Source organism: Actinoplanes aureus, from assembly GCF_015704865.1.
GTDB classification, from domain to species: Bacteria; Actinomycetota; Actinomycetes; order Mycobacteriales; family Micromonosporaceae; genus Actinoplanes; species Actinoplanes aureus.
In genome coordinates this window covers 452484-478654 of record NZ_JADQTO010000002.1, presented here as the reverse complement: position 1 = coordinate 478654, position 26171 = coordinate 452484, and the positions used below count along the sequence as shown (strand labels likewise).

The 26171-nt window shown below is 70.3% G+C and carries 28 protein-coding genes and 1 pseudogene; 8 read left to right on the top strand and 21 right to left on the bottom strand.

The window, feature by feature from the left end; genetic code table 11:
* Positions 1-286: 286 nt before the first annotated feature.
* The 5 genes from I4J89_RS05210 to I4J89_RS05190 all read right to left on the bottom strand — a co-directional run bounded on the left by I4J89_RS05210 (position 287) and on the right by I4J89_RS05190 (position 5060).
* Positions 287-1402, bottom strand: a complete 1116-nt coding sequence (locus I4J89_RS05210; protein ID WP_196412645.1) for an outer membrane protein assembly factor BamB family protein — start codon at positions 1400-1402, stop codon at positions 287-289.
* Positions 1403-1484: 82 nt separating this feature from the next.
* A complete protein-coding gene (locus tag I4J89_RS05205) occupies positions 1485-2099 on the bottom strand; it encodes a DUF305 domain-containing protein (protein ID WP_196412644.1) in 615 nt (204 codons plus the stop codon).
* Positions 2096-2896 carry a lytic polysaccharide monooxygenase gene (locus I4J89_RS05200; protein WP_196412643.1) on the bottom strand — a complete coding sequence of 267 codons (801 nt, stop codon included), beginning with the start codon at positions 2894-2896 and terminating at the stop codon, positions 2096-2098. The genes I4J89_RS05205 and I4J89_RS05200 overlap by 4 nt, the downstream gene beginning before the upstream one ends.
* Positions 2897-2967: 71 nt before the next feature.
* A complete protein-coding gene (locus tag I4J89_RS05195; RefSeq protein ID WP_196412642.1) occupies positions 2968-4284 on the bottom strand; it encodes a sensor histidine kinase in 1317 nt (438 codons plus the stop codon).
* A gap of 89 nt (positions 4285-4373) precedes the next feature.
* The gene (locus I4J89_RS05190; RefSeq protein WP_196412641.1) at positions 4374-5060 is read right to left on the bottom strand and encodes a response regulator transcription factor; all 687 of its coding nucleotides are present in this window, start codon (positions 5058-5060) and stop codon (positions 4374-4376) included.
* A 36-nt stretch (positions 5061-5096) separates the two neighbouring features.
* On the opposite strand from I4J89_RS05190, the gene I4J89_RS05185 reads away from it, so the two are divergent.
* Together I4J89_RS05185 and I4J89_RS05180 are read left to right on the top strand one after the other, a co-directional pair.
* A complete protein-coding gene (locus I4J89_RS05185) occupies positions 5097-5711 on the top strand; it encodes a DNA mismatch repair protein MutL (protein ID WP_309238191.1) in 615 nt (204 codons plus the stop codon).
* A 106-nt stretch (positions 5712-5817) separates the two neighbouring features.
* Positions 5818-6432, top strand: coding sequence for a biotin transporter BioY (locus I4J89_RS05180; protein ID WP_196412640.1), 615 nt, complete (start codon positions 5818-5820; stop codon positions 6430-6432).
* Here the strand turns inward: I4J89_RS05180 and I4J89_RS05175 are convergent.
* Entirely contained in the window at positions 6410-6850 is a 441-nt protein-coding gene (locus tag I4J89_RS05175; RefSeq protein WP_196412639.1) for a MarR family winged helix-turn-helix transcriptional regulator, read from the bottom strand. The two genes, I4J89_RS05180 and I4J89_RS05175, sit on opposite strands and share 23 nt — an antisense overlap.
* A gap of 81 nt (positions 6851-6931) precedes the next feature.
* On the opposite strand from I4J89_RS05175, the gene I4J89_RS05170 reads away from it, so the two are divergent.
* A complete protein-coding gene (locus I4J89_RS05170; RefSeq protein WP_196412638.1) occupies positions 6932-7555 on the top strand; it encodes a maleylpyruvate isomerase family mycothiol-dependent enzyme in 624 nt (207 codons plus the stop codon).
* Positions 7556-7612: 57 nt separating this feature from the next.
* On the opposite strand, the gene I4J89_RS05165 is transcribed toward I4J89_RS05170, so the two are convergent.
* Together I4J89_RS05165 and I4J89_RS05160 are read right to left on the bottom strand one after the other, a co-directional pair.
* Positions 7613-8332 carry a YqjF family protein gene (locus I4J89_RS05165; RefSeq protein ID WP_309238190.1) on the bottom strand — a complete coding sequence of 240 codons (720 nt, stop codon included), beginning with the start codon at positions 8330-8332 and terminating at the stop codon, positions 7613-7615.
* 40 nt (positions 8333-8372) lie between these two features.
* Complete coding sequence (locus tag I4J89_RS05160) at positions 8373-8744, bottom strand: hypothetical protein (RefSeq protein WP_196412637.1); 372 nt, start codon at positions 8742-8744, stop codon at positions 8373-8375.
* Positions 8745-8965: 221 nt separating this feature from the next.
* Between I4J89_RS05160 and I4J89_RS05155 the strand changes: the two genes are divergently transcribed.
* Positions 8966-9298, top strand: a complete 333-nt coding sequence (locus I4J89_RS05155) for an ArsR/SmtB family transcription factor (protein WP_196412636.1) — start codon at positions 8966-8968, stop codon at positions 9296-9298.
* Here I4J89_RS05155 and I4J89_RS05150 read toward each other — a convergent pair.
* The 6 genes from I4J89_RS05150 to I4J89_RS05125 form a co-directional block, all read right to left on the bottom strand.
* On the bottom strand, positions 9295-10584 hold the full coding sequence (locus I4J89_RS05150) for a calcium-binding protein (protein WP_196412635.1): 1290 nt from the start codon (positions 10582-10584) through the stop codon (positions 9295-9297). The two genes, I4J89_RS05155 and I4J89_RS05150, sit on opposite strands and share 4 nt — an antisense overlap.
* A 65-nt stretch (positions 10585-10649) precedes the next feature.
* A complete protein-coding gene (locus I4J89_RS05145; protein WP_196412634.1) occupies positions 10650-11489 on the bottom strand; it encodes a protein kinase family protein in 840 nt (279 codons plus the stop codon).
* 136 nt (positions 11490-11625) lie between these two features.
* Positions 11626-12417, bottom strand: coding sequence for a sugar phosphate isomerase/epimerase family protein (locus I4J89_RS05140; RefSeq protein ID WP_196412633.1), 792 nt, complete (start codon positions 12415-12417; stop codon positions 11626-11628).
* Positions 12414-13556, bottom strand: a complete 1143-nt coding sequence (locus I4J89_RS05135; RefSeq protein ID WP_196412632.1) for a dihydrodipicolinate synthase family protein — start codon at positions 13554-13556, stop codon at positions 12414-12416. The genes I4J89_RS05140 and I4J89_RS05135 overlap by 4 nt, the downstream gene beginning before the upstream one ends.
* Positions 13553-14698 (bottom strand): Gfo/Idh/MocA family protein, encoded by a 1146-nt coding sequence (locus I4J89_RS05130; protein ID WP_196412631.1) that lies wholly within the window; start codon positions 14696-14698, stop codon positions 13553-13555. Before I4J89_RS05130 ends, I4J89_RS05135 begins: the two co-directional genes overlap by 4 nt.
* A gap of 177 nt (positions 14699-14875) precedes the next feature.
* On the bottom strand, positions 14876-15973 hold the full coding sequence (locus I4J89_RS05125) for a threonine aldolase family protein (RefSeq protein WP_196412630.1): 1098 nt from the start codon (positions 15971-15973) through the stop codon (positions 14876-14878).
* A 79-nt stretch (positions 15974-16052) separates the two neighbouring features.
* Here I4J89_RS05125 and I4J89_RS05120 point away from each other — a divergent pair, with 79 nt between their 5' ends.
* On the top strand, positions 16053-18185 hold the full coding sequence (locus I4J89_RS05120; protein ID WP_196412629.1) for a DUF4132 domain-containing protein: 2133 nt from the start codon (positions 16053-16055) through the stop codon (positions 18183-18185).
* Positions 18186-18192: 7 nt separating this feature from the next.
* Here the strand turns inward: I4J89_RS05120 and I4J89_RS05115 are convergent, their stop codons facing one another.
* From I4J89_RS05115 to I4J89_RS49315, 3 genes are all read right to left on the bottom strand, one after another.
* Positions 18193-18846, bottom strand: coding sequence for a biliverdin-producing heme oxygenase (locus I4J89_RS05115; RefSeq protein ID WP_196412628.1), 654 nt, complete (start codon positions 18844-18846; stop codon positions 18193-18195).
* Positions 18847-18961: 115 nt separating this feature from the next.
* Complete coding sequence (locus tag I4J89_RS05110) at positions 18962-19702, bottom strand: hypothetical protein (RefSeq protein WP_196412627.1); 741 nt, start codon at positions 19700-19702, stop codon at positions 18962-18964.
* Between the two features lie 137 nt (positions 19703-19839).
* Positions 19840-20736 carry a hypothetical protein gene (locus I4J89_RS49315; RefSeq protein ID WP_230858328.1) on the bottom strand — a complete coding sequence of 299 codons (897 nt, stop codon included), beginning with the start codon at positions 20734-20736 and terminating at the stop codon, positions 19840-19842.
* A gap of 75 nt (positions 20737-20811) precedes the next feature.
* On the opposite strand from I4J89_RS49315, the gene I4J89_RS49310 reads away from it, so the two are divergent.
* The gene (locus tag I4J89_RS49310; protein ID WP_309238189.1) at positions 20812-21150 is read left to right on the top strand and encodes a PadR family transcriptional regulator; all 339 of its coding nucleotides are present in this window, start codon (positions 20812-20814) and stop codon (positions 21148-21150) included.
* On the top strand, positions 21147-21563 hold the full coding sequence (locus tag I4J89_RS05095) for an HAAS signaling domain-containing protein (RefSeq protein ID WP_196412624.1): 417 nt from the start codon (positions 21147-21149) through the stop codon (positions 21561-21563). Before I4J89_RS49310 ends, I4J89_RS05095 begins: the two co-directional genes overlap by 4 nt.
* On the opposite strand, the gene I4J89_RS05090 is transcribed toward I4J89_RS05095, so the two are convergent.
* From I4J89_RS05090 to I4J89_RS05075, 4 genes and pseudogenes are all read right to left on the bottom strand, one after another.
* A complete protein-coding gene (locus tag I4J89_RS05090; RefSeq protein ID WP_196412623.1) occupies positions 21564-21776 on the bottom strand; it encodes a hypothetical protein in 213 nt (70 codons plus the stop codon).
* Positions 21773-22867, bottom strand: a complete 1095-nt coding sequence (locus I4J89_RS50765) for a CbiQ family ECF transporter T component (protein WP_309238188.1) — start codon at positions 22865-22867, stop codon at positions 21773-21775. The genes I4J89_RS05090 and I4J89_RS50765 overlap by 4 nt, the downstream gene beginning before the upstream one ends.
* A 152-nt stretch (positions 22868-23019) precedes the next feature.
* Positions 23020-23511 (bottom strand): annotated as a pseudogene (locus tag I4J89_RS05080) (ATP-binding cassette domain-containing protein); the annotation flags it as partial.
* A 145-nt stretch (positions 23512-23656) separates the two neighbouring features.
* Entirely contained in the window at positions 23657-25357 is a 1701-nt protein-coding gene (locus I4J89_RS05075) for a YncE family protein (RefSeq protein ID WP_196412622.1), read from the bottom strand.
* Positions 25358-25493: 136 nt separating this feature from the next.
* Here I4J89_RS05075 and I4J89_RS05070 point away from each other — a divergent pair, with 136 nt between their 5' ends.
* Positions 25494-26168 carry a M23 family metallopeptidase gene (locus I4J89_RS05070; RefSeq protein WP_196412621.1) on the top strand — a complete coding sequence of 225 codons (675 nt, stop codon included), beginning with the start codon at positions 25494-25496 and terminating at the stop codon, positions 26166-26168.
* The last annotated feature ends 3 nt before the right edge of the window (positions 26169-26171 follow it).

Below are 26171 nucleotides of genomic sequence, written 5' to 3'. Positions count from 1 at the left end.
GCCGGCCAGACAGGTATCGCGGCACGCATAACCCGCCCCACGGGCGGCCCGCAACCGGCAGCCGCCGGCCAGACAGGTATCGCGGCACGCATAACCCGCCCCACGGGCGGCCCGCAACCGGCAGCCGCCGGCCAGACAGGTATCGCGGACGCAGAACCCGCCCCACGGGCGGCCCGCAACCGGCAGCCGCCGGCCAGACAGGTATCGCGACGCGCATAACCCGCCTCACGGGCGGCTCGCGAACGCATCGTGGCGCGGGGCTGTCCGGCGGCGAGCGGCCGGCACGTTACGGTGCGTACGCCCGAAGCACACTCCCGCTGACCTGGTAGAGCCGTCCCCCGGTGACGACCAGGTGACCCGGGTACGCCGGTCCGGCCACCGTCCCGTCGGCGGCGTTGAGGACCGTGCTTCCGGCGTACAGCAAACCTCCGGCCCGGACCGGCTGCACAGCGTCGGTGGAAAGCCTGGTGGTCCAGAGCCTCTTGCCGGTGCCGGCGTGCAGCGCCTCGACGGCGCGCCCGTCGGCGCGGTAGACCCGCCGCCCGTCTGCCGCGATCAACTCGCTGGCCTTGCCGTTCGCCGTCCACCGCAGCGCGCCGGTCGCCGTGTCGAGCGCGGCCAGGCTGCCGATCGCGTTGGTGACGTAGAACCGGTCGGCGCGTGGGCTCGCGGCCCGCGCCTTCCATCCGCCGCTGCTGGTCCAGCGGTTGGTTCCGGTGCCGATGTCGACGCCGGCGATCTCGCCGGCGTGCACGCCGAACCCGTCGGTCCGGTGGACGAGAAGGATGCCGTCGGCGCAGACACCGGTGGTGGCGTGGTTCGGCTTTCGCCAGAGCAGCCGGCCGTCGCGAACCCGGTAGGCGACGACCGCGTCCTCGTCCGACGGCGACGAGCCGGAGACCACCACGGTCCCCTTGTCCACCACCACGGCGTTGATCGGCATGTCCATCGGCAGGCTCCACCGCGGTTTCCCGGTGGCGACGTCGAGGGCGGTGAGCTGCCCGTTCGGGTCACTCTGCGAGTTGCAGTCGCCGTTGGCGGCGATCAGCAGGCCATCGCTGACGGCCAGGACCGGGATGTCGTTGTCCATCACGTCGTCCCAGTCGAAACGCCACTCCAGCCTGCCGTCGGCGGCGGTGTATCCGGAGATGCCGAGCTGGTCGGTGGCGAAGAGGCGGCCGCCGGAGAGCACCGGGGCGGACGGGCCGGAGCAGCTCGTGTCGCTCGTACGCAGGTTGATCGACCACTTGGTGCTGAGCCGGCCGATGCTGCCCGCGTTGATCGCGGATTCGTCCGGGTTGTAGTGGCTGTCCTCGGCGTCGTAGCCGGGGTGGTCCCAGAGCGGCGCCGCCGGCGGGCCGGCGGCGAGTGCGAGGGAGAGTAATACCGAGGTAATGGTCACCGCATGAAGGTATGTGGGCAGAACGTCTCAATACGGCAGAACGGGGCGGTCCCGATGAAGGACCGCCCCATTGCTCCGGATGTCAGCCGGCGAGCAGCTTGAGCATCTGCTGCACCTGGTCGGTGCGGGACTGCTTGACCCGCTCGGCGAACTGCTTGGCCAGCTCGTTGCTGCCCTTGTCCAGTTCCAGGCCGGCCACCTCGACCGCGTTGTGCTGGTGCGCCAGGAAGAGGTTGAGGAAGGCCGTCTCGAACTTCCCCTTCTTGATCGTGCGCAGCGACTCGATCTCCTTGTCACCGGTGCTGGGCAGTCCGCCGTGGTCGGCGTGCAGGCTGACCCGCTCGTCGACGGTGGTCGGCTTGCCCCACTCGGTGAGCCAGTTCTTCATCATCGTGAGCTCGTCCTTCTGGGTGGCCTGTACGGCACTCGCCAGATCGACGACCTCTTGACGCTGCGCCCGTTCCGCGGCGATCTCGACCATCTCCAGTCCCTGCTCCTGGTTGTCGACCAGCATCTGCAGGAACATCACGTCGGTGTCGTTGAAGGTGGCACCGGCGGTGATCTCGGAGACGTTCTTGACGTTCTGCGTCTGGGTGGTCTCCGCCGCCGGAGCCGCCGAGTCCTTGCTGACGTCGGTGCCGCAGGCGCCGAGCAGGAGCGGCGCGGCGAGCGCGAGGACTACGAGCCGGCGCTTCACAGCGGCAGCCAGAGGGCGAGCGTGAAGATCGAGGGCTCCCAGCTGCGGATCGACTTGTGGGCCTGGCGGCACTTGTAGGTCACGCCCTGGTAGGTCACCACGTCATCGATCTTGTACGCCACTCCCGGCGCCCACTCGCTGCCCGTCGCCGGAGCCGAGGTGCTGGTCGGCGCCGTGGTCGCGGTCGCTGTCGGGGCAGCCGTCGTCGGCGCGGTGGTGGGCGCGGTAGTAGGAGCCTTGGTCGGCGCGGCCGTGGTCGGCGCGGTCGTCGGCGTCGAGGAGCCGCCGCCACCGATGTTCAAGTCCACGCAGCTGTAGAAGGCGGCTGCCGTGTCCCCGATGTTCCACACGGCGCGCACCGTCTTGCGGCCGGAGAAGGCGCTCAGATCCACCTTGTGCGAGACCGAGGCGTTGGGGATGGCGTTGTTGTCGTTGAACGTGGCGACCTTGGTAGCGCCGACGAAGTACTCCCAGGTGGCGGTCCGGTGCCGGGCGGTCAGCACCCAGTTGAACGTCACCGAGCTGCCGACGTTGGTGGCCGGCCAGTTCCTGGATTCATCGTTGAGCACCGCGAAGTTCGCGTTTCCACCGTTGCACTGCGTTGAACCCTTCGGAGCCTCGACGCTCTGCGGCTCGAACTGGATGGCACCACAGTTCGCGACCGTGCCGGCGGCGCAGAGCGCCTGGCGGCTGGGCGGCGAGGAGACGTATCCGTGCGCCAGGGCGGGTGACGCGACAACCACGGTCGAAGCGACCATCCCGAGGGTAGCAAGCGGGTAGGCGATCTTCCTGCGCATGTCAGCTCTCCGAACATGTCGTCCTGGCAGTTACGAGCCGGAACGTTATGGGGAGCTGCCATAACGGAGCCTTAAGGCGACCGAAAACCCTTATGAAAGCGTGCGACGGGCTCGGCAGGGGCGGCGTGGAGCAGGAATCCAATCCGTGCGCCGCCGAGCGGACTACGGTCCATGACCATCTGCCCACGGACGGTTTCGGCAGCGCGGCGGACGATGTCGAGACCCAGACCGGTCGAACCCGCGCCGCTGAAGCCGCGTTTCACCGCGTTCTCCGGGTCGGGGATGCCGGGGCCGGCGTCGTCGACGAGCAGCCCGCTGGCCGAGACGCTCACCCGGAAGGCGGTGCCGTCCGGGGTGTGCGAGAAGACGTTGCCCAGCAGCGCGTCCACCACCAGGATCACCTCGCTGGGCGGCATCGGGACCATGACCGGTTCGTTGCCGCCGACCACCTCCCAGGGTCGCTCCTGGTCCTCGGCCAGCACCGACCAGAAGGCCAGCCGGTCGGCGAGCACCTCGACCAGGTCGCACTCCTCGGTGCCGCGGGTCTCGATACTGCCCAGCCGGGCCCCGGTGATAATCGCTTCGAGTTCCTCGTCGAGCAGGTCACAGGCCTGCCGCATCCGTTCGGCGATCGGGCCGGGCGGCATCGCCTCGACATCGAGGCGGAGACCCGTCAGCGGCGTACGCAATCGGTGGGAAAGGTCGGCGGCCAGCTCGCGCTCGCGATCCAGCAGCCGGCGCAGATCGTCGGCCATGGTGTTGAAGTCCCGGGCCGCGTCGCGCAGCTCGCGCGGCCCGGTCGGGGTGATGCGCTCGTTCAGCTCGCCGCCGCCCAGGCGGCGGGTGGCCGCGGCGAGCTGGCGGGTGGATTTGACCAGCTGGCCGCCGAGCCGGTCGGCCAGCAGCACCGAGCCGCCGACCAGCACGATCGCCAGCCCGCCGAGGGCGAGCCAGGCCGACCAGACGCCGCGCCGGGTCTCCTCCGCCGGGACGAAGACCTCGACCACGACGGTACGGCCGTCGGTCAGCACGGTGGGCTGGAGATAGGCGATGCCGCCGGTCGCCTCCGCGGTCGCCGACCGCCGTTCCTGCACGGCCCGCCGCACCGTCGCGTCGGTGAGATGCGAGGTGCCGATCGGCTCCAGGCCGGGCAGATGGATGGCGAGCTGCCCGGCGCTGCCCGCGGCGGTGCTGGCCACCGCGTTGGTGAGCGCCACCAGGTCGTTGTCCACCCCGAGCACGGTCACCATCGCGGTGGCCTGCTGCCGGGCCTCGGAGATGGCCTGGTCGTAGGCGATCTGCCGGACCGCGACCGCCAGCGGCACGAGGAACGCCAGCGCGACCATCGAGGTGATGGCGAGCGCCAGGCGGTTCAGCGCCCACCTCATTGAACTTTTTTCAACGTGGCCAGGGCCGCTGCTGCCGGCGCCGGCCAACGACCCGGAACCCTCGGGCCCGTTGCCAGGTTGAAAAAGGTTCATTGGGGATCGACCATCATGACTCCGACTCCTCGGACGGTGTGCAGGAAGCGAGGCTTCGCGGCGGTCTCGCCCAGTTTGCGGCGCAGCCAGGAGATGTGGACGTCGATGGTCTGTTCCTCACCGATCCGGGCCTGCTGCCAGACCTGGTTCATCAGCTCGCGCCGGCTGATCACCTGGCCGACCCGCTCGGCGAGGTACGCGAGCACGTCGAACTCGCGCCGGGTCAGCTGCAACGGCTCACCCCGCAACTCCACCCGGCGCTGCCTCGGCTTGATCACCAGCTCACCCACGGTGATGGCGTTCGGCTGTTCCTCGGTGGTGGTCCGCGCCCGCCGCAGCACCGCCGAGATCCGGGCCAGGATGTGCCCGCCGGAGAACGGCTTGGTCACGTAGTCGTCGGCACCGGCCTGGAGCAGGGCGATGATGTCCGCCTCGGACCGCCGGGCGGTGGCGACGATGACCGGCACGTCGGAGACGGTACGCATCATCCGCAGCGCGTCGGTGCCGTCGATGTCGGGCAGCCCAAGATCGAGAATGACCAGGTCCGGCCGTTCCTGGGTGACGATCCGCAATGCCTGGGCGGCCTGGCCGACCGGGCGTACGACATGCCCGGCGTCGGTCAGCGCACGGGTCAGCGCGGCCGTGATGATGCGGTCGTCCTCGACCAACAGGATCAACGCCATGGCGCAAACAATAGGGCCAGGTGAGAGGATGGCCGCGTGCGATCTTCCAGGTGGCTGCCGATAGCCGGGTGGTGCGTGGCCACCGCGACCAGCATCGTGCTCTCCTCGTTCGCGCTCTCCCCGGTGCTGAACGCGGCCCGCGCCGACGACGAGTTGCCGGATCTCGACCAGTTGCCGGCCGCCGAGGTGGCGGTCACCACGACCAGCCCACCGGCGCCCGCACCGGCCGCTCCGGAACACCCGGCACCGTCTGCCTCGTCCTCGACGTCCGAGCCGTCGCGTGCGGTTCCGTCCAAGACTCGCCGCAAGCCGTCGTCGAAGCCGGCCGCCACCACCGCGCCGGCCCCACCCGCCACCACGAGGCCGTCGACGACGACCGAGAACGGTTGGACGGTCACCATGGGTGACGACGGCGTGAAGACGTACGTGCGCTCGTTCCGCTGTGACGGCGGTCAGGCCGTCATCAAGATGACCAGCGCGGGGACCGTCGCGTTGGTCACCGCCACTCCCGCCGACGGATACACGGTGCAGAAGACCGGCTCCGACACGAACCTGGCGATCTATTTCACCTCGACCGCGCGCAGCTTCGTCCTGCACGCCCAGTGGTGGAACGGCGCACCACTCGTCGAGATCAGCGAAGTGGGCGGCTGACCACCTCTGGTTTGTGCGATCACCACAACATCACATTCACTTTTCAGCACTGCCCTTCCGGGCGGTTGCGATCTAGGGTTCCCTCCAAGGCACAGGAGGGACTTACGTGACCGACGGCGTATTCAGCACGGTGGTACCCGGACGCCCGACCGGAGTTCTGGCGGACGTGTGGGGCCGCTCCCTGGTGCGTGACGTGGTCCTCGTCGTGGGCGCCGCGGCCACCGTGGGCGCCGCCGCGCAGATCGCGATCCCGGTGCCTGGAACCCCGGTGCCGATCACCGGCCAGACCTTCGCCGTCCTGCTGGTCGGCGCCACCCTCGGCGCTTACCGCGGTGCGGCCGGCATGCTGGTGTACCTGGTGGCCGGCGTGCTCGGCGTGCCCTGGTTCGCCGACGGCAGCGCCGGCTGGCCCGCCGCGACGGCCGGCTACCTGCTCGGATTCATCGTCGCGGCGGCCCTGACCGGCCAGCTCGCGGCGTTGGGCGCGGACCGCCGGCCGGGGCTCACCATCGCGCTGATGGCCGCCGGGAACGTGCTGATCTACCTGGTCGGGGTGCCCTGGCTCGCCTTCGCCACGGGGATGGACCTGACCACGGCGGTCACCAAGGGGCTCATCCCGTACCTCTTCGGTGATGTGCTGAAGACCGCGCTCGCGGCCGCTCTGCTGCCCGCCACCTGGGCGCTGGTGAACCGCCGGTTCACCGGGCGTACCTATCAGTGATCTCGCGTAGCCGGGAGAGCGCCTCGCGCAGCTGATCCATCCGCTGTCTGCCCAGGTGAGCGTGCCACTCGGCCTCGACCTCGGCGACCGTCCGCCCGGCGATCGAACCGGCGGCCCGGCCCTTCTCGGCGATCCGGACCAGTTTGGCGCGGGCGTCGGCGGGATCCGCGACCCGCTCGACATATCCGGCGCGCTCCAGCTGGTCGACCAGGAAGCCGGCGGTCTGCTTGGTCACCTGGGCCTGCTCGGCGAGCTCGCCGAGCCGCGTGCCGTCCGGCCCGATGCGCTGGAAGACCCGTGCCTGGGCGAGCGTGATGTCGTCGAATCCGGCCGCCACCACCGCGTCGAGGACGCGGCGCTCCATTTCCCGGTAGGCGATGAACATCAGCAGGCCGACGTTCAGATCGTCTTGCGGCATGTGACGACTCCTTGACTGTTCGTCAGATTCTCTGACGATAATAGTCAGAGAATCTGACTGAATCCATCGGGAGGGGCGGCCATGGACCGAGACGAAAGCTGGACCGTCATCGCCGAACAGCGGCGCGCGGTCGCGGACCTGCTGGCCGGGCTGACCGCGGACGAGTGGGAGACGCCGTCGCTCTGTGCCGGCTGGCGCGTGCGCGATGTCGCCGCGCATGTCGCGATGGCACCGCAGCCGCCGGGCACGCTCACCATGGCGGCCGAGGCGCTCCGGGCCGGCGGCCGCTTTCACCGGCTCAATCACGACCTCGCCGTGCGGTACGCGGCCCGCCCCACCGCCGATCTGGTCGCCGAGTTGCGCGAGCATGCCGGATCGCGGCGCCTGCCGGCGGTCACCAACTACCGCAACATGCTCTTCGACGTGATGGTGCACGCGCAGGACATCGCCGTTCCGCTCGGCCGCAGGCTGTCGATGCCGCCGGAGGCCGCGGCGGCCGGTGCCACCCGGGTGTGGACCATGGGCTGGCCGTTCTGGGCTCGCCGGCGGTTCCGTGGCATTCGGCTGACCGCCATCGACACGGATTGGTCGGTGGGCTCCGGCCCGGAGGTGAGCGGCCCGATCGAGGCGCTGCTCCTGCTGCTCACCGGACGCGCCGCCGCCTTACCCCGGCTCACCGGTGCCGGGCTGAGCCGCTGCCGCTGAAGAAACACACAGGCTGAGCACACAGGCTGTGGATAACTCGAACTGGTGTGCGAATCGTCAGCGGAGAATCCTCGGAAGCCCGATCCGGGTTCGCACCCCGGGCGCCACGTGCACCAGCGGGGCGCCGTGCGGGCGGGGCAGGCCGGCCGCCTCCGTTAGGTTCTGCCGCAGTTCCAGGACCTCGCCGCGGTACAGCTGCCACGGCGGGTGCCAGACGTCCACGGTGACGAGGCGGCCCATCTTCACCGTGTAGAGCCGGTGCCGGCTCGTCAGGAAATGATCGAGCGGGCCCAGTTCCGGCTCCGGGTACTCGGCATCGGAGCGGACCTGGATCCGGTAGCCGGCGCCGCGTGGCTCGGCCAGCCGGGTGCCCTCGTACGTCATCACGTCACCCGCGGCGCGCAGCGACATCCGGGCCCAGCGGTAGGGCAGGCCGAGGCCGGCCCGGGCCACCGCGACGGCCGGCAACCGGGCCGCGTCGAGGGAGAAGAACCAGATGCCGGTGCCACCGTCCGGCCCCTGCACGTAGGTGCGCAGGTTGGTCTCGGGGAAACGGGACAACCAGGGCATCTCGGGGATCTTCGGGGGCCGTACGTCGCACATCAGGAACGGGATCAGCCCGACCCAGACCTCACCGTCGATGGTGTGCGGGGTGAGCTCCGCCGGCAGTAGCCGGCGCACCGCCTCGGCCGGATAGCGCCAGTGCAGGAATGTCAGCTGCCGCCACTGCTGGATCATCATCGCGGTACGGATCTCGGCCATCGGCGGAGCGAGCACCTGGACCACCTCCCGGCCCAGTCTCCACCAGGAGCGACGCTCAGATGTCCAGGTTTCCCTCGATCCGCTTGAGCTGGTGCCGGGCCAGCGCCAGGTTGGCCCGGTCCTTGTTCAGCGCCAGGTAGAGGAAGAGTCCCTTCCCGGACCGCCCGGTCAGCGGCCGGATCAGGTGGTACTGCGAGTCCAATGTGACCAGGATGTCCTCGATCTTCTCGCGCAGGTTGAGCATCTCCATGGTGCGCAGCTTCGCCCGGATCACCTCGGTGTTGGCGGCGGCCGCCACGGTCAGATCGAAGTCCCGGCCGCCCCCGGAAACGCCCAGCGCCATCCCGCTCGATCGGTCGACGAGCGCGGCGCCGATGGCACCGTCGATCTGCATCGCGTCCTTGAGGGCTACGTCCATGTCCGGCATCTCGGGTCCTCCTACACGCTCGCTCAGGTCTGTGCCGAGCGTGGACGACTCCGGCCGGATCGGGTCGCACCTGTTGTCCGGCTCGACCGCTTCATCCCGTGGGATCAATTGTCTGTGTGATCCCCGAGTTGAAGAGTTCTGCAACTCCGAATATCCGCACATGCCGTTACCGCGCCGGCGTCCCCGCAGTTGGGCGATGGGGAGAGCCAGGAGGGGACGCCGTGTCAGTGCCGCTGTATCAGGCGAAGGCCGAGATGTTCCGCACCCTCGGCCACCCGGTCCGGATCCGCGTGCTGGAGCTGCTCCAGGACGGCCCGAAACCGGTCCGCGACCTGCTCGCCGAGATCGACGTGGAGGCGTCGAACCTGTCGCAGCAGCTGGCGGTCCTGCGCCGGGCCGGCATCGTGGTCTCGTTTCGCGAGGGCGCCCTGGTGATGTACGCCCTGAGCACCCCGGATGTCGCCGACCTGCTCGCGGCAGGCCGGCGCATCCTCGGAGCGGTGCTCACCGATCGTGACGGACTCCTGGTGGAGCTCCGCACTCACCGGACCTAGGGAGTGATGTACCGCTCGCAGTCCCCGAGCTCGTCCATGTCCCAGTGGTGGCAGCTGTCGTAGTTGTCGCCGCCGTCGAGGGCGTCCAACACGCCGTCGTTGCCGCCGTCGAGGTAGTCGTCGCCGCCGTCGCCGTAGAGAACGTCATAGCCCCCGTTGCCCTGCAACCGGTCGTCGCCGGCCCCGCCGACCAGCGTGTCGGGAGCGTCCCGGCCGTAGAGCTTGTCATCGCCGGAGCCGCCCCAGATGGTCTCCACGTCGGTCGCGATGGTGTCGCCCTCCCCGTCCGCCCCGTCGTCGCCGTTGAGGCCGTCGGCGTCCGCGGTGACCGCGGAGGTGAGGTAGGAGCCGTAGCTGACGCGGTCAATACCGGCACCGCCGGAGTAGTAGTCCGCGCCCTGGCCTTCCTTGTCCCCGTCGTTCTGGATGGCGTTCGCGTAGATCTGGTCGTCGCCGGCACCGCCGTAGACCCGGTCGTTGCCGTTCTCGGCGTGCAGCTCGTCGACGCCGTCCCCGCCGTGCAGCGTGTCGTTGCCGTAGTCGCCGCGGAGGTAGTCGTTGCCGGCACCGCCGTACAGGACGTCGACGCCGTCCTCACCGAGGATGTAGTCACGGTCGGCGCCACCGTCGATGACGTCGTTGCCGCCCTGCCCGAAGAGCTCGTCGCGCCCGGCCTCGCCATAGATGCGGTCCGCGCTGTTACTGCCCCAGACGGTGTCCTTCGCAGCGCCGCCGTAGATCACGTTCGCGCCGGTCCACACCCGGATGTGGTCCTCGCCGGAGCCGCCCCAGATCTGGTTCGCACCGGTCCAGCCCTCGATGACGTCGTTGCCGCCGCCACCGTAGATCTTGTCGGCGCCACTCTGACCGTCCAGCCGGTCGGAGGCCGGACCTCCGACGATGGTGTCGGCGGCGGTGCCACCGTCCGCGTAGATCGGCAGGCTCGTGCTGTTACGGATCGAGTCGGCCCGGTCGTACGTGTAGACCCGGACCCGGCCCGGCGCCTTGGACGTCGTGCATCTGACCTTGGTCTTGTCCCGCTTGACCGCCTTGCAGCCCTTGCCGGGCTTGACCGCGACCCGGTCGTCGATCGTGACCGTGTTCCCCGAGCGGGTCACCACGACCTTGTTCTGCTTACCCTTCGCTGCCTTGTACTGCACCGTCGTCCCCGACACCGAAGCGAAGCCGGCCACGGCAGCGGCCTGCGCGGGCGCGGCGAGCGCCGCGGCGGAGACGGTGGTGAAGAGGGTCAGTGCGACCCGGGGCAGCCAGACGGAACGAACCATTGTGGATCCTCCCCGTGCTCCGGCGGCCAACTGCCGCACGGTGGCCAGATTTTAATGGCCGTCGATCAATCGCGCAGCCCCGAATCGGTCCGAAAAATCGTCCGAGCGAGCAGGGCCGCCCATCCGCGACGGACGATCTTGCGATGCGGCAGTTCGGTGTCCGGCGGCACCACCGGCGGTGCCTCGGGTGCGGCCGGCTGCGGAACGCCTGCGGCACGCCGCACCTCGCGCAGCCGGACCGCGAACTCCGCCATGGTGTCCACCTGCGGAATCGGTGCCAGTGCCTGGTCGACGAGCAGGGACAGCCCGGGCCAGATCGAGATCTCCCGGTCGTCCCCGCCGGGCCACACATGGCCGGTGAGGAGGTGGAACAGCAGGAGGGTCAGCTGCACCACGTCGTCGCCGGGGGCCGGGGCGGAGGTACCGATCGGGGCGGCGAACTCGGTGAGCAGCGGAGCGCCGGAGGCGTCCAGCAGGATGTGTTCCGGCCGCAACCGGCCGTGCGCGATCGGCGGGCGCATCGAGTGCGCCCAGGCCAGGGCGTCCGCCAGGATGATCACCAGGTGCAGCGACTCGGCCGGGGACGGCGGCTCGGCTTCGGCGAGGGTGCGGCCGTCCACCAGGTCGAGTGCGAGCCAGGGGCGGCCGGTGGCGGTGATCCCGCCGTACCGGACCGGCACGATCGACGGATTACGGCCGAGCTGGACCGTGGCGGCGCAGTAGGCGGCGAAGGCGGCCTCCTCGGCACGGCCGCCGAGATAGCGGTGAAAGAGCCTCAGTACGGCCCACCGGCCGGCCCGCTCGTCCCAGGCCCGGTAGACGTCCGCCCCGGCGCCGGTCCCGGTCCGCTGCAGGCGGGTGTACCCGGCCGGGGTGTCGATCCCCGGGCCGTGCGCCGCGTCCACCTGTCAGCCTCCTCGAAAGCCCTGGTGATGAGACTACGACCCGGCGCCTCCATCAAGATCATCCGAAGGGGAGAACCGGGACCGGCAGCGTGGTCGCCGTTGACCCACCCCCGGCCCCGGAGTCAGGAACACCGCGTCAGATCGAGCGGTACCCGGCGATCGTCGCCGCCAGGATCTCCGGGCCCGGGCGCTGCCAGAGCTCCTCGTTCATCACCTCGACCTCGATCGGCCCGGTGTAGCCGGCCTTGGCCACCGCCTGGTGGAAGGCCCGCATGTCGACGCAGCCGTCGCCAGGGAGTCCGCGGCCGGTCAGCACGCCGGCCGGCAGCGGGGTGATCCAGTCGGCGAGCTGGTAGATCGCGATCCGGTCGCCGGCCCGCTCGATCTTGCCGAGAACGGTGTCGTCCCACCACAGGTGGTACGTATCGACGGTGACGCCGACCTGGCCCACCGGGTGCTGTTCGGCGATGGAGAGAGCCTGGTCCCAGGTGTTGATCACGCAGCGGTCGGCGGCGTACATCGGGTGCAGCGGCTCGATCGCCAGCGTCACCCCGGCGGCGGCCGCGTGCGGGACCAGCTGGGCGATCGCGTCGGCGACGTGGGCGCGGGCGCCGGCGATGTCCTTCGACCCCTCGGGCAGGCCTCCGGAGACCAGGACCAGCACCTTGGTGTCCAGCGCGGCGGCCTCGTCGATGGCCCGGCGGTTGTCGTCGAACCAGTCCGGTGCCTGGAAGAAGCCGCTGCGGCAGAGCGTGGTGACCGACAGCCCGGCGTCGCGGACCAGGGCGGCGGAGCGGTCCAGGCCGTACTCGGTGACCGGCTCGCGCCACAGCGCCACCTTGTCGACGCCGGCATCGACGCAGCCCTTGACGAGATCGGTCAGCGCCCAGTGCTTCGCGGTGATCTGGTTGAAGGAGAACCGGTTCATCCCGCTACCACCTCGAAGAACCTGTTGGCCCGGTGGGCCGCGAGCGATGGATCGGGCAGCAGGCCGGCCGCGTCGGCCAGCTCGATCAGCTTGGCGAAGTGCGGCACCGACCGGCCGGACTGCAACCCGCCGACCATGGTGAAGTGCTTCTGATGCCCGGCGAGCCAGGCCAGGAAGACGATGCCGGTCTTGTAGTAGAAGGTCGGCGCCTTGAAGATGTGCCGGGACAGCGGCACGGTCGGCGCGAAGATCCGGTCATACTCGTCCAGCTCGCCCCGGTCCAGGGCAGCGAGCGCGGCTGCAGCGGCCGGCGCGATGGCGGCGAAGATGCCCAGCAGCGCGTCGGAATAGCCCTGGTCGTCGCCGCGGATCAGCTCCGGGTAGTTGAAGTCGTCACCGGTGTAGAGGCGGACCCCGGCCGGGAGCCGGCGGCGGAGCCGGATCTCGTGGTCGGCGTCGAGCAGCGAGATCTTGATCCCGTCGACCTTGGCCGGGTTGGCGTTGATCAGCTCGAGGACGGTCTCGGTGGCTTTGTCCACGTCGGACGAGCCCCAGTAGCCCTCCAGCGCCGGGTCGAACGCGGTGCCCAGCCAGTGCAGCACAACCGGCTTGTCCGACTGCTCCAGCAAGTCACGGTAAATGCTGAGATAGTCGTCGGCGTGCTGAGCCGTCGCTGCCATGTGCCGGCTGCACATCAGCACCGGCGCGGCTCCGGCTGTCAGGACATCGGCGAGCTGCTCCGCGTACGCCGCACGCACTTGATCGAGAGTCGCCGGACCCGGCGGCAGCTGATCGGTCGCGACCCCCGCCACGATCCTGCCGCCGGCGGCGGCGGCCGAAGCCGCGCTGCGCCGGATGAGTTCCCTGGTGGCCGCGTAGTCCAGGCCCATACCGCGCTGGGCGGTGTCCATCGCCTCGGCCACACCGAATCCGTGCGACCAGAGGTGGTGCCGGAAGGCCAGGGTGGTCTCCCAGTCGAGGACGGCCGGCGCGCCGGGCGCGTTCTCCGCGCGCGGGTCGGCCACCACGTGCGCTGCCGCATACGCGATCCGGCTGGCCGGCGGGTTCGCCGGCTTCGGCCAGGCCTGGTCACCGGCCAGGGTCAGCGTGCGCCCGTCGGGCAGGTTGACGATGCTCATGCCAGCTCGATCCGTCGGCCCTCGCGCGCCGACTGCAGGCCCGCCTCGGCCAGCCGGACACCGCGGGCGCCGGACGCGAAGTCCCAGTGGAACTGCTCGCCCGCGACCACGTGCCGCAGGTAAGCCTCCCACTGCACCTTGAAGCCGTTGTCGAACTCGTCGTTGTCCGGCACCTCGGTCCACTGGTCCCGGAAGGACGCACCGGTGAGCGGCAGGTCCGGGTTCCACACCGGCTTCGGCGTGGTCGCCCGGTGCTGGATCTTGCAGCCGCGCAGGCCGGCGACCGCGCTGCCGAGCGTGCCGTCGACCTGGAACTCGACCAGCTCGTCCCGGTTCACCCGGACCGCCCAGGAGGAGTTGAGCTGGGCGACGATGCCGCCCTCCAGCTCGAAGATCGCGTACGCCGCGTCGTCGGCGTCGGCCACATACTCCTCGCCGCGCTCGTCCACCCGCTTGGTGATGTGCGTGGCGGTCGTGCACTGCACCCCGCGGACCGCGCCGAACAGCTCCTCCAGCACGTAGTTCCAGTGCGGGAACATGTCCATCACGATGCCGCCGCCGTCGGCGAGCCGGTAGTTCCACGACGGCCGCTGGGCGACCTGCCAGTCACCCTCGAAGACCCAGTAGCCGAACTCGCCGCGCACCGAGAGGATCTGGCCGAAGAAGCCGCCGTCGATCAGCCGCTTCAGCTTGCGCAGCCCCGGCAGGAAGAGTTTGTCCTGCACCACACCGTTGCGCACCCCGGCCGTGGCGGCCAGCTCGGCCAGCTCCTCGGCGGCCGTGGAACTCTCCGCGAGCGGCTTCTCGGTGTAGATGTGCTTGCCGGCGGCGATCGCCTGGCGGATCGCCTTCTCCCGCTGCGCGGTGACCTGTGCGTCGAAGTAGATCTCCACGTCCGGGCGGGCCAGCGCGGCGTCCAGGTCGGTGGTCCACTCGGTCAGCCCGTGCCGGGCCGCGATCGCGGCGAGCTTGTCCGGGTCCCGGCCGACCAGGACGAGCTCGGGCCAGATGTGCCCACCTCCGGCGAGCGGAACGCCACCCTGCTCGCGGATCGCGAGCAGGGAACGGACCAGATGCTGCCGATAGCCCATCCGACCGGTCACCCCGTTGATGACGATTCCGATCGATCTGCGCGCTGCCATGCGACTCCTCCGAGCGATCTGTAGGAAAGCGCTTTCCTGCTGCTGGCAGCGTAGGCTTACAAACCGCCTTCCGACAAGAGACCAATGCGAAGTACGCGTGATCCCACAGTCCCGCCGAGCCCCGCGAGCCAGGCCGCACTCCCGGCCGCCCGGCGACCGCCGGGCCCAGGCAGGTGGTCAGCCCGCGGCCCTGCGCAGGAAGCGGTGTCCCGCCTCGGTGACGTCGGCCGCGGTCCACTCCAGAGCCGCTGCCGCCGCCGTGAACTCGGTCATCGCGTACCCCGGCACCTCGCTGTCCCGCCAGCCGCCGACGAACCAGACCTTCTCCTGCTCGGCGAGGGCCAGCGCGGCGGCGTCCAGCTCCCGCGCCGGGAACGGCAGCCAGAGCCGGAACTGGTGGGTGTGCGGCGGCAGCGGGTACACCCGCGCACCGGGCAGGGCGGACAACGCGGCGGCGACCGTACGGGCGTGCCGTACATATCCGGGGATCCTCGGCAGCTCCCGAGCGAGCCCGGAGAGCGCGAACAGCGCGGCCGGCCACTGCTGGAACGCGTTGCCCCCGTACCGGTGGCGCCAGGACCGGGCGTACACGGCCAGGTCCGCGCCGCCGGCGAGTGCCGCGCCGCTGATGCCGTCGGTGGACTTGTAGAACGAGACGTAGACGCTGTCGGCCACCGCCGCGACCTGGCGCAACGTACGTCCCAGGTACGGCGTCGACTCCCAGATCCGGGCACCGTCGAAGTGCACCCGGGCCCCGGTCTCCCGCGCCGCCACACTCACCGCGGTCAGCTCGGACCAGGTCGGCAGGACGAATCCCGCGTCCCGCAGCGGAAGCTCGACGACCACGGTGCCGACCGGCTCCTCCAGCGCGGCGATCTCGGCAGCCGTCGGGTTTCGTGGCTCGCGTGTGGACCAGACGGCACGCAGTCCGGTCAGATCGGCGTACGCGTGCCGCTCGTGCATCTCCTGATGCCCGAGCGGATGCAGGGCGACCGCCGAGCGGCCGGTACGGTCCGCGCCGTACCGCAGGGCCACCTGCTGCGCCATCGTCCCGGTCGGGAAGTAGACCGCCGTCTCGGTGCCGAGCAGCTCCGCCACCCGCTTCTCCAGGACGGTCACCGGCCCGTCGCCGTAGAAGTCGGGCAGACCGTCCAGGTCACCACCGGCGTCCAGGTCGGCGAGCCGCTCCCGCATCGTCACCGGACGGATGCCGGAGAGGATCCGGTCGCAGGCCCGCATGGTGGCCAGACGGTGCTGCCGCGTGTTGTCCGACATCGCCGGATGATCCCAGATCCAGGCCGGGCGGTGCCAGCCCGGTTCGGACGCCGGGCAGGTCATCGGCCAAACTGAATCGATGACAGTCGCTCCCGTGTCCGCGTTGCCCCCGCTGCTGACCGACCCGCCGTGGCTGCATCCCGCCAAGCCCGCCAAACCGGTGGTGATCGCCGGCTTGACCTGCACCGATCCGGCCACCGTGAGCTGGTTGCCGGGCGAACGGGAGGCCTGGCGGGACACCTCGTTCACGCGGTACGGCGACGGCACGCGGTCCTGGCCGGAGATCGCCGCCGGGATCGCCGCCGGCTCCGCGTACTGGTACGAGCCGGCCGAGTTCTTCACCGGCGCGCCGGACGAACTGGCCCGCCCGCTGCTCGCCGGGTGGCGGATCACCGAGACCTGGGAGGCCGGCTCCTGGATGCGTGTCGTCATCGCCCGGTTCGAGCTCGACGCCCTGCCCGCCGCCCTCGACCTGGCCCGGCGCGCGTCACCGGACACCGCCGGCCTGCTCCTGCCCTGCTCCTCGCCGGAGATCGCGGTCCTGATGGCCGATTGGCTGGCCCGGCTGAAGAGCCTGCGCCGGATCGCGCAGACCTGGTTGCAGCGGCATCCCGCCGAGGCCGCGCGCGCACTGGTCCCGCCCGCGCTGGGTACCGCCGGAAATGCCCGCCGCCAGGCCGAACGTGCTCTGCTGGCGCTGCCCGCCGACGCGGTCCGCGCGGCCGGTACCGCCTACCGGCCGGAGGTCGCGGCCGCGATCGAAACCCTGCTGGCCACCGACCCGCTCACAGTGCTGCCGGCGAAGATGCCGCCCACCCCGGCCTGGGCCGTCCCGGCCACATTGCCGCCGGTACGCCTGCGGAACGGCTCCGGCGCGCTGCCCGCCGCGGCGGCCGGCCACCTGCTCACCATGCTGTCGATCTCCACACTCGACGACCCGTACGCCGGGCTGGAGATCGTCCGGCAGGCGTGCGAGCCGGCCGACCTCGCCGAATTCGCCTGGGCGGTGTTCCAGCGCTGGCAGGCGTCCGGCGCCGGCGCCAAGGAGAACTGGGCCCTCGCCGCGCTCGGCCTGCTCGGTGACGACGAGACGGTTCGCCGTCTCACCCCGGTGATCCTGGCGTGGCCCGGACAGAACGGCCATGCCAACGCCGTCGCCGGCGTCGACGTCCTCGCCGCGATCGGCAGCGACATCGCCCTCACGCACCTGCACGGGATCGCGCAGCGGGCCAGGTTCAAGGGACTCAAGTCGGCGGCGGAGCAGAAGATGTCCGAGGTCGCGGCCGCACTCGGTCTCAGCGCGGAGCAGCTCGGCGACCGGCTGGTCCCGGACTTCGGTCTGGACGCCGACGGCAGTCTGCGGCTGGACTACGGGCCGCGGCAGTTCGTCGTGGGATTCGACGAGCAGCTCCGGCCGTACGTGACGGACGGTGCCGGCAAGCAGCTCACGGCACTCCCGAAACCGGGCGCAGACGACGACGGCGACCTGGCCTCGGCCGCTTATCAGCAGTTCACGGCGTTGAAGAAGGACGTCCGGGCGGTCGCCGCCGATCAGCTACGCCGGTTCGAGCGGGCCATGGTCACCGGCCGCCGCTGGAGCGGTGCCGAGTTCCGGCAGTTCCTGGCCGGCCACCCGCTGCTCCGGCACCTCGTCCGGCGGCTGGTCTGGGGCACCTACGACGAGACCGGAGCCCTGGCCGGCGCGTTCCGGGTCGCCTCATTACCCACAGTGGGCGGCGACTCCGCGATCGTCGGCGTCGCGCACCCGCTTCATCTCGCCGAGGCGGTCGCCGATTGGGTCAAGATGTTCGCCGACCACCAGATCGTTCAGCCGTTCCCGCAGCTCAGCCGCCCGGTCTACGTCCTGACCGCGGAGGAGGCGACGGGTGATCGGCTCACCCGCTTCGAGAACCTCACGGTGCCCACCACCGGACTGCTCGAGCTGGAACGCCACGGCTGGCGACGCGACAGCCCGCAGGACGCCGGCATACAGAACCGCATGGAGTTGCCCGTCGCCGCCGGCCTGGAGATCGCCGTCGAGCTCGAGCCGGGCATCGCGGTGAGCGCGCCGGACAACTTCCCGGAGCAGAAACTGACCGAGATCTACCTGCACGACGGCACCGGCCGCCGGATGCCGCTCAGCCGCCTGGACCCGGTCGCCGCCTCGGAGCTGCTCCGCGACCTGACCGCCCTGACCGCCCTGACCGGCTAGCGACCGGTCAGGCGGCCGGGGCGAGGTCGTCCGGGTAGGCGGCTCCGAGCTCCTGGAAGATGGCGCCGTTGCAGGCGAAGGCCAGCTGGGCCTCGGCCACCACGCCGCCCAGCTCGTCCTCCGGCAGGTCGAGCCCGTCCAGGCGCTCCCGGTAGGCGGTCTTGTAGGCGCGCGGGTCGGGGATCTGCTCGAAACGGTAGAACGACGTGCCGGCCCGGCCGAGGCCGTACTTGTCCGCCAGCGAGCGGCCGATCAGCTGGCCGCCGCTGAGATCGCCGAGGTAGCGGACGTAGTGGTGGGCGATGAAGTGGCCCGGCGAGGTCCGGCAGTACTCGCGCAGGCGCTGGGTGTAGTGCTCGGTCGCGGGGAGCGTCGTCAGGGCGGATTTCCAGCCCGGTCCATACAGGTGGGCCAGGTCCGCTTCCAGAGCGGCGACCCGGAACAGCGCGGGATCCGCGAAGGCGCCGGCCACCGCATCGGTACGCATCAGGCCGGCCGCCGCCTCCAACTCCCGGTAGACGGCCAGGTACTGGGCGGTGAGCTCGGCGAACCCGGCCAGCGGGACGGTACCCGCCATCAGGCGGGAGATGAAGCTGCGACTCTCGGCCGCACGATGCTCCACCATGGTGGCCCGGCGGATGCGCGCTGCGAATCCGGTCATGTCGGCTCGTCCTTCCTGATGCTTCGGGACCTGGCACGACACCGCTGTCTTCGTTCATGATCCTCATGGGAAGGCAGCGGTGTCCAGACCCGCATCGAAGGCCAGGGGTTGAGCCCTACTTCTTCACCTTGATCACGTCGACGGCCGCGGCCTTGTCGCGGCTGTTGCTACCGGCGAAGACGGCCTTCCAGGTGCCGTTCTTGGTCGCGGTGAACTGCTTGGTGTAGCTACCGGCGGCGTCAGTGACGGCCGTGCCCTTGAACTTGTAGGAGCTCGCGCCCTTCGCCTTGAAGTAGATCTTCACCTTGGCGTTGGCCAGGGCCTTGCCGTCGATGGCCAGGGCGCCCGTGGCGGTGAGCGTCTGGCCCTTGACCACCGGCTCCGGCGAGGCGTCCAAGGTGAGCTTCGAGGGCCGCTTCAGGAAGAGGTACTTCTTGATCTTGTTGGTGGTGGCCGTGATCTCGAAGTCCTTCGTGAGGATGATGCCGTAGGTCTCCGCCCGGTACTTACCCAGGGCGCCGTCGCTGCAGAGCTCCAGGCCGCCCTTGTAGGTCGTGGTCGAGCCGACACGCTTCAACATGGCGCCGCCGACAACCTTGTTGCCGGGGCCGTACAGATCGATGCCGACCAGGCCGAGCTTTGAGGAGGTTTTCGGCATTGCCTTGTTCAGCTTCGCCTTGAACGTGATCTTCTTGCAGCCGGTGCCGGCACCGAGCACGACGGTGGAGGTGCTCACCGATACCGACTTCACCTTGATCGAGGTGCCTGCGGCCTGAGCGGGCGAGGCGACCAGCAGCCCAGCGGCGGGCGCCAGGGCGATCAGGGCAGCAAGGAACCGGGTACGTACGGAAATCATGGCCTGTCCCAGGGACTCGTGGGGAAGATCATCGAAGTATAGGACGGTACCGTTCCGACGCGACCTCAGCCGAACGGAGGATGCAACGAGCCCGTTGCGTTCTACGCAACGGGCTCGTCCACTAGCGCTTTCGGCGATCAGAGACCCGGCGGCACCGGGAGCTCGTGGCCCGTCTCCGCGTGCTTGATGGCCGCGGCCGTGGTGCCGTTCAGAGCCGGGCACACCGGGCACCGGTACTTGCCGACGCTCGCCTCCCAGGTGGCGGCGATGCGCGGTCCGCTCGGGGTGTCGATCGTCAACGGCGGGTACGTCTTGGCCAGGTGCTCCCGGCACTCCTCGGCCCGGGCCCGGGCCTTGTCCGCGGCCGCGCGGTTGGCGGCCGGGTCGACGCCGGCGTCGGCGAGCCGCTCGTGCAGCACGGCTTCCCGGTCGTAGAGCGGCGCGAGCTGGGCGGCGGGGAAGATGTGGTCCTCGAGCAGGCGCCGGCGCCGGCTGCTGATGTCGAGCTGCTCCTCGAACGGCCCCATCCGCCGCAGGCCGGCCGAGAGCGGCGAGTTCGGGTTGTCCCGGGGCACGAACTGGTGTGCCTCGCGATGCCGGACGGCCCAGCCGTCGAGCTCGGCGGCGACCGCCGCGGTGAAGACCGCGCCGTGCGGGAGCCGGGAGTAGCGGCGCCCGGACTCGTCGATCGCCTCCGGCTTGGCGAGCGCGTCCTCCCACTGCTCCACGGCCGAGGTGAAGCGGCCCTGCGCCGTCTGCTTGGTGACACCGAGCGAGTCGCCGATGTCCTTCCACGAATTTCCGGCGGCTCGGCAGGTGACGACCGACGCGGCCAACAGCCGTTCAGCGTTGGCGACCACGCGGGCCGCCTCCCGCACCAGGGTCGGCTCGGGCCGGCCGTTCGCGGCGACGAGGGCCCGGGCCGAGTCGGAGAGTTCACGAGCGATCGTCGCCAGCACGACGAGCGCACGGGCGTCGTCGGTGTAGGGGGAATCGGCGTCGATCTGGGTCCACACATCGTCACGGTTCGACATGGCGTCAGGTTACGCCTGACGATTGGGGTTTGTCAGGTCCCACCTGACCCTTGCGTGGCAAGGTACTGTGGGTACGTGAGTGAGGAGCCGTCCACCACCGCCCTGCTGCGGGGAACCCTGGAGTACTGCGTGCTTGCCCTGCTCGACAAACAGGAGATGTACAGCCTGGAGCTGGTCCGCACGGTCAGCGACGAGTTGCGGCTGACCACCAGCGAGGGCGCCATGTACCCGCTGCTATCCCGGCTACGCCGCGCCGGGCGGATCGCCAGCGGCTGGCGGGAGTCATCGAGCGGCCCGCCGCGCCGCTATTACACGCTGACACCCACCGGCCGACTGGCCCTCGACCAGTTCCGCGTGCAGTGGACGACCTTCCGCTCCGGGGTTGACCGGATCTTGGGGACGGAGCAGAGATGATCAAAAGCAACGACTCGCTAGTCGCGGAGTACCTGACCCGAGTGTCATGGGCGACGGCCGGCCTGCCGCCGGAGCGGCGCGACGAACTCATCCGCGACCTGACCGAGCACATCGCGGCGGGCCGCGCCGAATTGCTGGACGAGAATGAGGCGCAGGTCCGCGAGATCCTCGATCGGCTCGGCGACCCGGAGGTCATCGCCCGGGCCGCCGCCGAAGAGGCCGGGCCGGCCGCTCCGGCCGCGGCTCGGCCTCAGTTCCTGCCGCCTCCGCCCCGGCAGCGGAGACTCTGGCCGATCCTCGTGGTCATCGTGGCGATCATCGGGACGCTGGTGCTCTGTGCCGGTGCCTTCCTCCTCGCCCGGACGTCGGCGCCCACGCCGGCTCCGGTGGCGAGTGTCCGGGCCGCGCCGTGATCAGGCCGCCGGCGGGGCGGTCACCGGGCGCCGGGCCGGGGCGATGCCGCGGGCGACACCGGTCGCGGCCACCGGCCCGATCAGCCAGACACCGAGCATGGCGGCGTACGCCAGCGGAACCGCGGACGCGATGGCGGCGGCCACGAAGTTCGCGGGCAGCAGCAGTACACCGATGGCCGCGCAGGCCATGAGGAAGCGGGTGGAAAGTCTCATCCAAGGGCTCCATACAGGTAGGGGACGCAGACGTTCGGGACGAGGTAGCAGAGCGCGAGCAGCCAGACGACCAGGACGGCGTCGCGGACGCGGAGCGGAACGCGGAGCCGTTCGGTACGGGTCCGGTAGGCGCCGAACCCGCGGGCCTCCATCGCCAGCGAGACCCGGTCGCCGTGCCGGATCGCCACGGCCAGCAACGGCACCGTGTATCCCCCGTAGCGGCGCACGGTGGCCAGTGGTCCACGGCCGCCGTCGACGCCGCGCACCCGGTGAGCCAGGCGGATGACCTCCAGGCCGCTGTGGAACCGCGGGACGAACCGCATCGCCGCGAACCCCGCGTACCCGATCCGGTACGGCATCCGCAGGTGCGCGATCATCGAGCGGACCAGATCGTTGCCATCCGTGGTCAGGCCCGCGACCAGCGCAAAGAGCATCAGGGACACCACACGCAGGCCGGTCGCCAGCCCGGTGGTCAGCGCACCGGACCAGAGCGTGAACGGGCCGGCGTCGAGCAGCCGGGTGGTGTCGCCGACCCGCGCCGGATCGGTCCAGACGCCGAACGACACGGTCATCACCGCCAGCAGTACGAGCGGGCCGATCAGGACCCAGGCCAGCGTGCGGCCGGTCAGCCGGCCGCCGGCCAGCAACATGATCATCGCGGTGGCGGCGAACAGGGCCGGTGTCCACAGGTCCCGCGAGCCGATCACCACGACCATGACCGGTATCGGCGCGAGAACCTTAACCACCGGGTTGTACGAGCGCAGCGCGAACACCGAATCCGTCACGGCGCCGACTCCACCGGGCGCACCTGTCCGGGCAGATCGGCGAGGCGGGTCAGCCCTCGCCACCCGGGATGGTTCGCCAGCATGCCGGGCCAGCAGGTCGAGCAGTTCGGCGGCGCGTTCCCGGTCCTGGCCGAACGTCGGCTCGTCCAGCACCAGGACCCGGGGCCGGGTCACCAGCGCGGTGCCGACGGACAGCCGGCGCTTCTGCCCGCCGGAGAGCAGGAACGGGTGCACGTCCCGGAGTTCACGCAGGTCCAGACGGTCGAGCAGGTCGTCGACGCGGGCCGCGATCTCGGCCGGCGGCACCCGGCGTACCCGCAGGCCGTAGGCCAGCTCGTCCTCGACGCGGCCGGTGATGAACTGGTGCTCCGGGTCTGGAAGACGAAGCCGACCCGGCCGGCCGTGATCGCGCCCCGCCGGGTGGTGCTGACGCCGGCGATCGCCTGCGCCAGGGTGGTCTTGCCGGCGCCGTTGGGACCGACCACCGCGACGAACTCGCCTAGGCCGATGGTGAGGGAGACGTCTCGTAGGACGGGCTTCGATCCGCGGTGGACGGTCAGCTCCCGTACCCGGATCGCTTCTTCCACATGGCCCGCGTCCTGCTCGCCGGCGCCGGACCGCAATGCCGGCAGATCGGGCACCGCGTACAGCGCGGTGGCCAGCTCACCCGGGGTCAGCGGCAGCGGATCCAGCCGGATCCCGGCGGTACGCAGGCGCAGCGCCGCCAGCGATGCGACCGGAAGCCACACGCCCAGCTCGCCCAGCTGCTCGACATGATCGAGGAGCGTGGCTCTAGCCGGGCCGTCGAGCACCAGGACCGGCGTAGGCAACGCCAGCTCGCAAGCGATCGCCAGCCGCTGCCGCCCACCGCCGGAGAGGTGGTCCGGATCGTCGTGGCGGCGTTCCCACAGACCGACCCGGCGCAGCGCCTCCTCGGCACGGACCAGCACCTCGTCCGCCGGCAGGCACAGGTTCTCCGGCCCGTCGCCATGACGATCTGGGCGTCCGGGTCCTGGAAGACCATCGCGACGTCGGCGGCCAGGCGCGGAACGTCGCCGTACGGGTGTCGACGCCGCGGACGGCAACCCTTATTCGCTACTTGCGGAAGGTGAAGTACTGCCACGTGCCGTGCATCGTCCAGTTGACGCTGTCGCCGGTGATCCCCTTGATGTAGGAGGCCCGCACCCGGAACCGGACGTCGAGCGGGTGCTTGCCGGAGAACTTCACGGTGGAGACGCCGCTGGAGCTGAGCGCGGCGTCCTTCATGCTCCAGGCGCGCCACTTGCCCTTCGCGTAGTACTCGACCACCAGCCGCTGCTTGCGCCCCGGGAACGCGGTCATCGTGGTGGTGAACTTCGGGGTCGCCGTCTTGTGGAAGTAGAAGTACTTCCTCGATCCGATCTTGCCGGTCTTGTAGTGCTTCGCCACAGTCGTGTTGACCGTGACCTTGGTGTAGACGGTTGACGTGACGGAACGGGCGGCGAACTCGGCGTCGCCGGTGAACCTGGCGGTGAACGTGGTGTTGCGGATCAGCTTGAAACTGGCGACGAGGTTGCCCCTGCTGTCGACCGTCCCCTTCTTGACCAGCCGATTCACCTCCGGGCCGAACGGGTCGGCCCAGATCTCCACGGTGCGATTGGTGCCGCCGGCACCCAGATGTGCGATGACGGACGCCGTGCCGCGGTAGGCGTGCACCGAACCGTTCCCGGTGAGGGTCAGGACGGGCTGGATCGGGGTGGTCGGTCCGTTCAGTACCCAGAGTCGGAAGGCCCCGTCGTACTTGGCGACGGCGAAGAGGCGCGGGCCGCCCGGCTCCCAGGCGATTCCCCGGTCCTGGATGCCGTCGGAGGCCAGCCCGCCGGAGCCGGGCGGCGCCTCGCCACCCGCCTCGGGCAGGCGAATCGTCTGCGAGGCCGTCGTCGAGCCACCCTGGAAAACGTAGACGTCGTCGCCGGTCGTCTGGTTCGCCACCGAGATCGCGACCCGCCCGTCCGAGGCGACGTCGACGCCGTTGGCCCGGGCGAACGCCGGGTAGGTCGCGGTGGTCGACAGGTCGGCGACGCTCTCCTGCCACTCGGCGTCACTGGTGACCCGGATCAGGTGTGCGCCGTCCGCGGTGAAGGCGGTTTCCTCGATAGCACTGCCCTGGTCCACCTTGCGAGCGGTCACGACTTCGGTCCCGGACGAGACGTCATACACCGTGGCGGTGCCACCGCTGGTGGACTCGTCGGCCGTCACCACCAGCACGCCGGGTGCCGCGTGGCTGGAGAAGACGACCGGTGCGGAGTCGACGAAACCGTCGGCCTTCTCCGAAGGATGCAGGTGCACAGTGGAGTCGGCCGGATCCACCGACCCGAAGCCGCCGGCGGACCCCTCCGCGTACCCGAACCACAGTTTTCCACCGGCCGGCGCGACCGAATACGGATTCCGGTCACCGACCGGGTAGAGCTTCGGATCGGCCAAGGTCGCGGTGGGCACGACGGCGATCGCGTGGGCCTGCCCCGCTGCCACGTAGAGCTGGCTGGAGTCGCTGGACAAGGCGAGACCGTTTGCCCACCCCAGTCCGGTCAGCTGACCGACCACCGCACCGCTGTAGTCGGTCGCGATGACCTTTCCGGCTACCGGATCGCTGATGAAGACACGCTTGTGGACCCCGTCGACGACGACGTCACCGAACGAGCTGATCGCCAGGGGCGCCTGGGAGTCAGCCGAGGCGACGCCGGAGCTCACCGCGAAGGCGAGCCCGGAGATGCCGACAAGGATCGATGCCGCCGGGGCGATCCGAGACTTTCGCATGATCAAGAGCGTACGGATCGATTGACGGGTCCAAGATCGACCGAAAGGACGAGTCGTACCCGGTTCGTCGTAACGACTCCGCTACGGCGTGAGGGCGGGACAGCGCAGCGCCCTGTTCTCCGCTTAAGGTGGCGCGATGCGACTTCGTACCAGACTGTCGGCATTGATGGTCTTCGCCGCATGCCTCGCCGGCTGCGGCAGCGACGGGCAGCCTGCGGCGGCGCCCGCGGCGCCGCAATCCGTGCAACAGCCCGCCCCGGTGCCGGCTCCCACGGACCTCGAGCTCGCTGCGGCCGCCGCCAAACCCAGATACGTCTTTCCGGTACGCGCGAAGAACGTCTCGTTCCACAAGACCCACGCCGGCTACCCGGCCACCGACATCTTCGCCGCCTGCGGCAAGCCGATCCTCGCCACGACCAGCGGCGTCGTGCTCGAGGTGAGCCGGGTCGACAGATACGTCCCCGGCAAGCCGGCCGGTCCCAACAACGGCGGCAAGTTCGTCTCGATCCTGGGCGACGACGGGGTTCGCTACTACGGCTCGCACCTGAGCAAGGTGCAGGCCGGCATCAAGAAGGGCGTCCGGGTGAAGGCCGGTCAGGTGATCGGCAAGCTCGGCAAGACCGGCAACTCCAGCGGCGTCTGCCACCTGCACTACGGCATCTCGCCGCCGTGCAAGAAGACCGGCGACTGGAAGGTGCGGCGGGGTGTGGTCTGGCCCGCGAAGTACCTCACCTCGTGGCGCAAGGGCGGCCAGAAGAGCCCGGTCGCGGCCGTGACGGCGTGGAAGAAGAAGCACAACTGCAAGGCCTGAGCC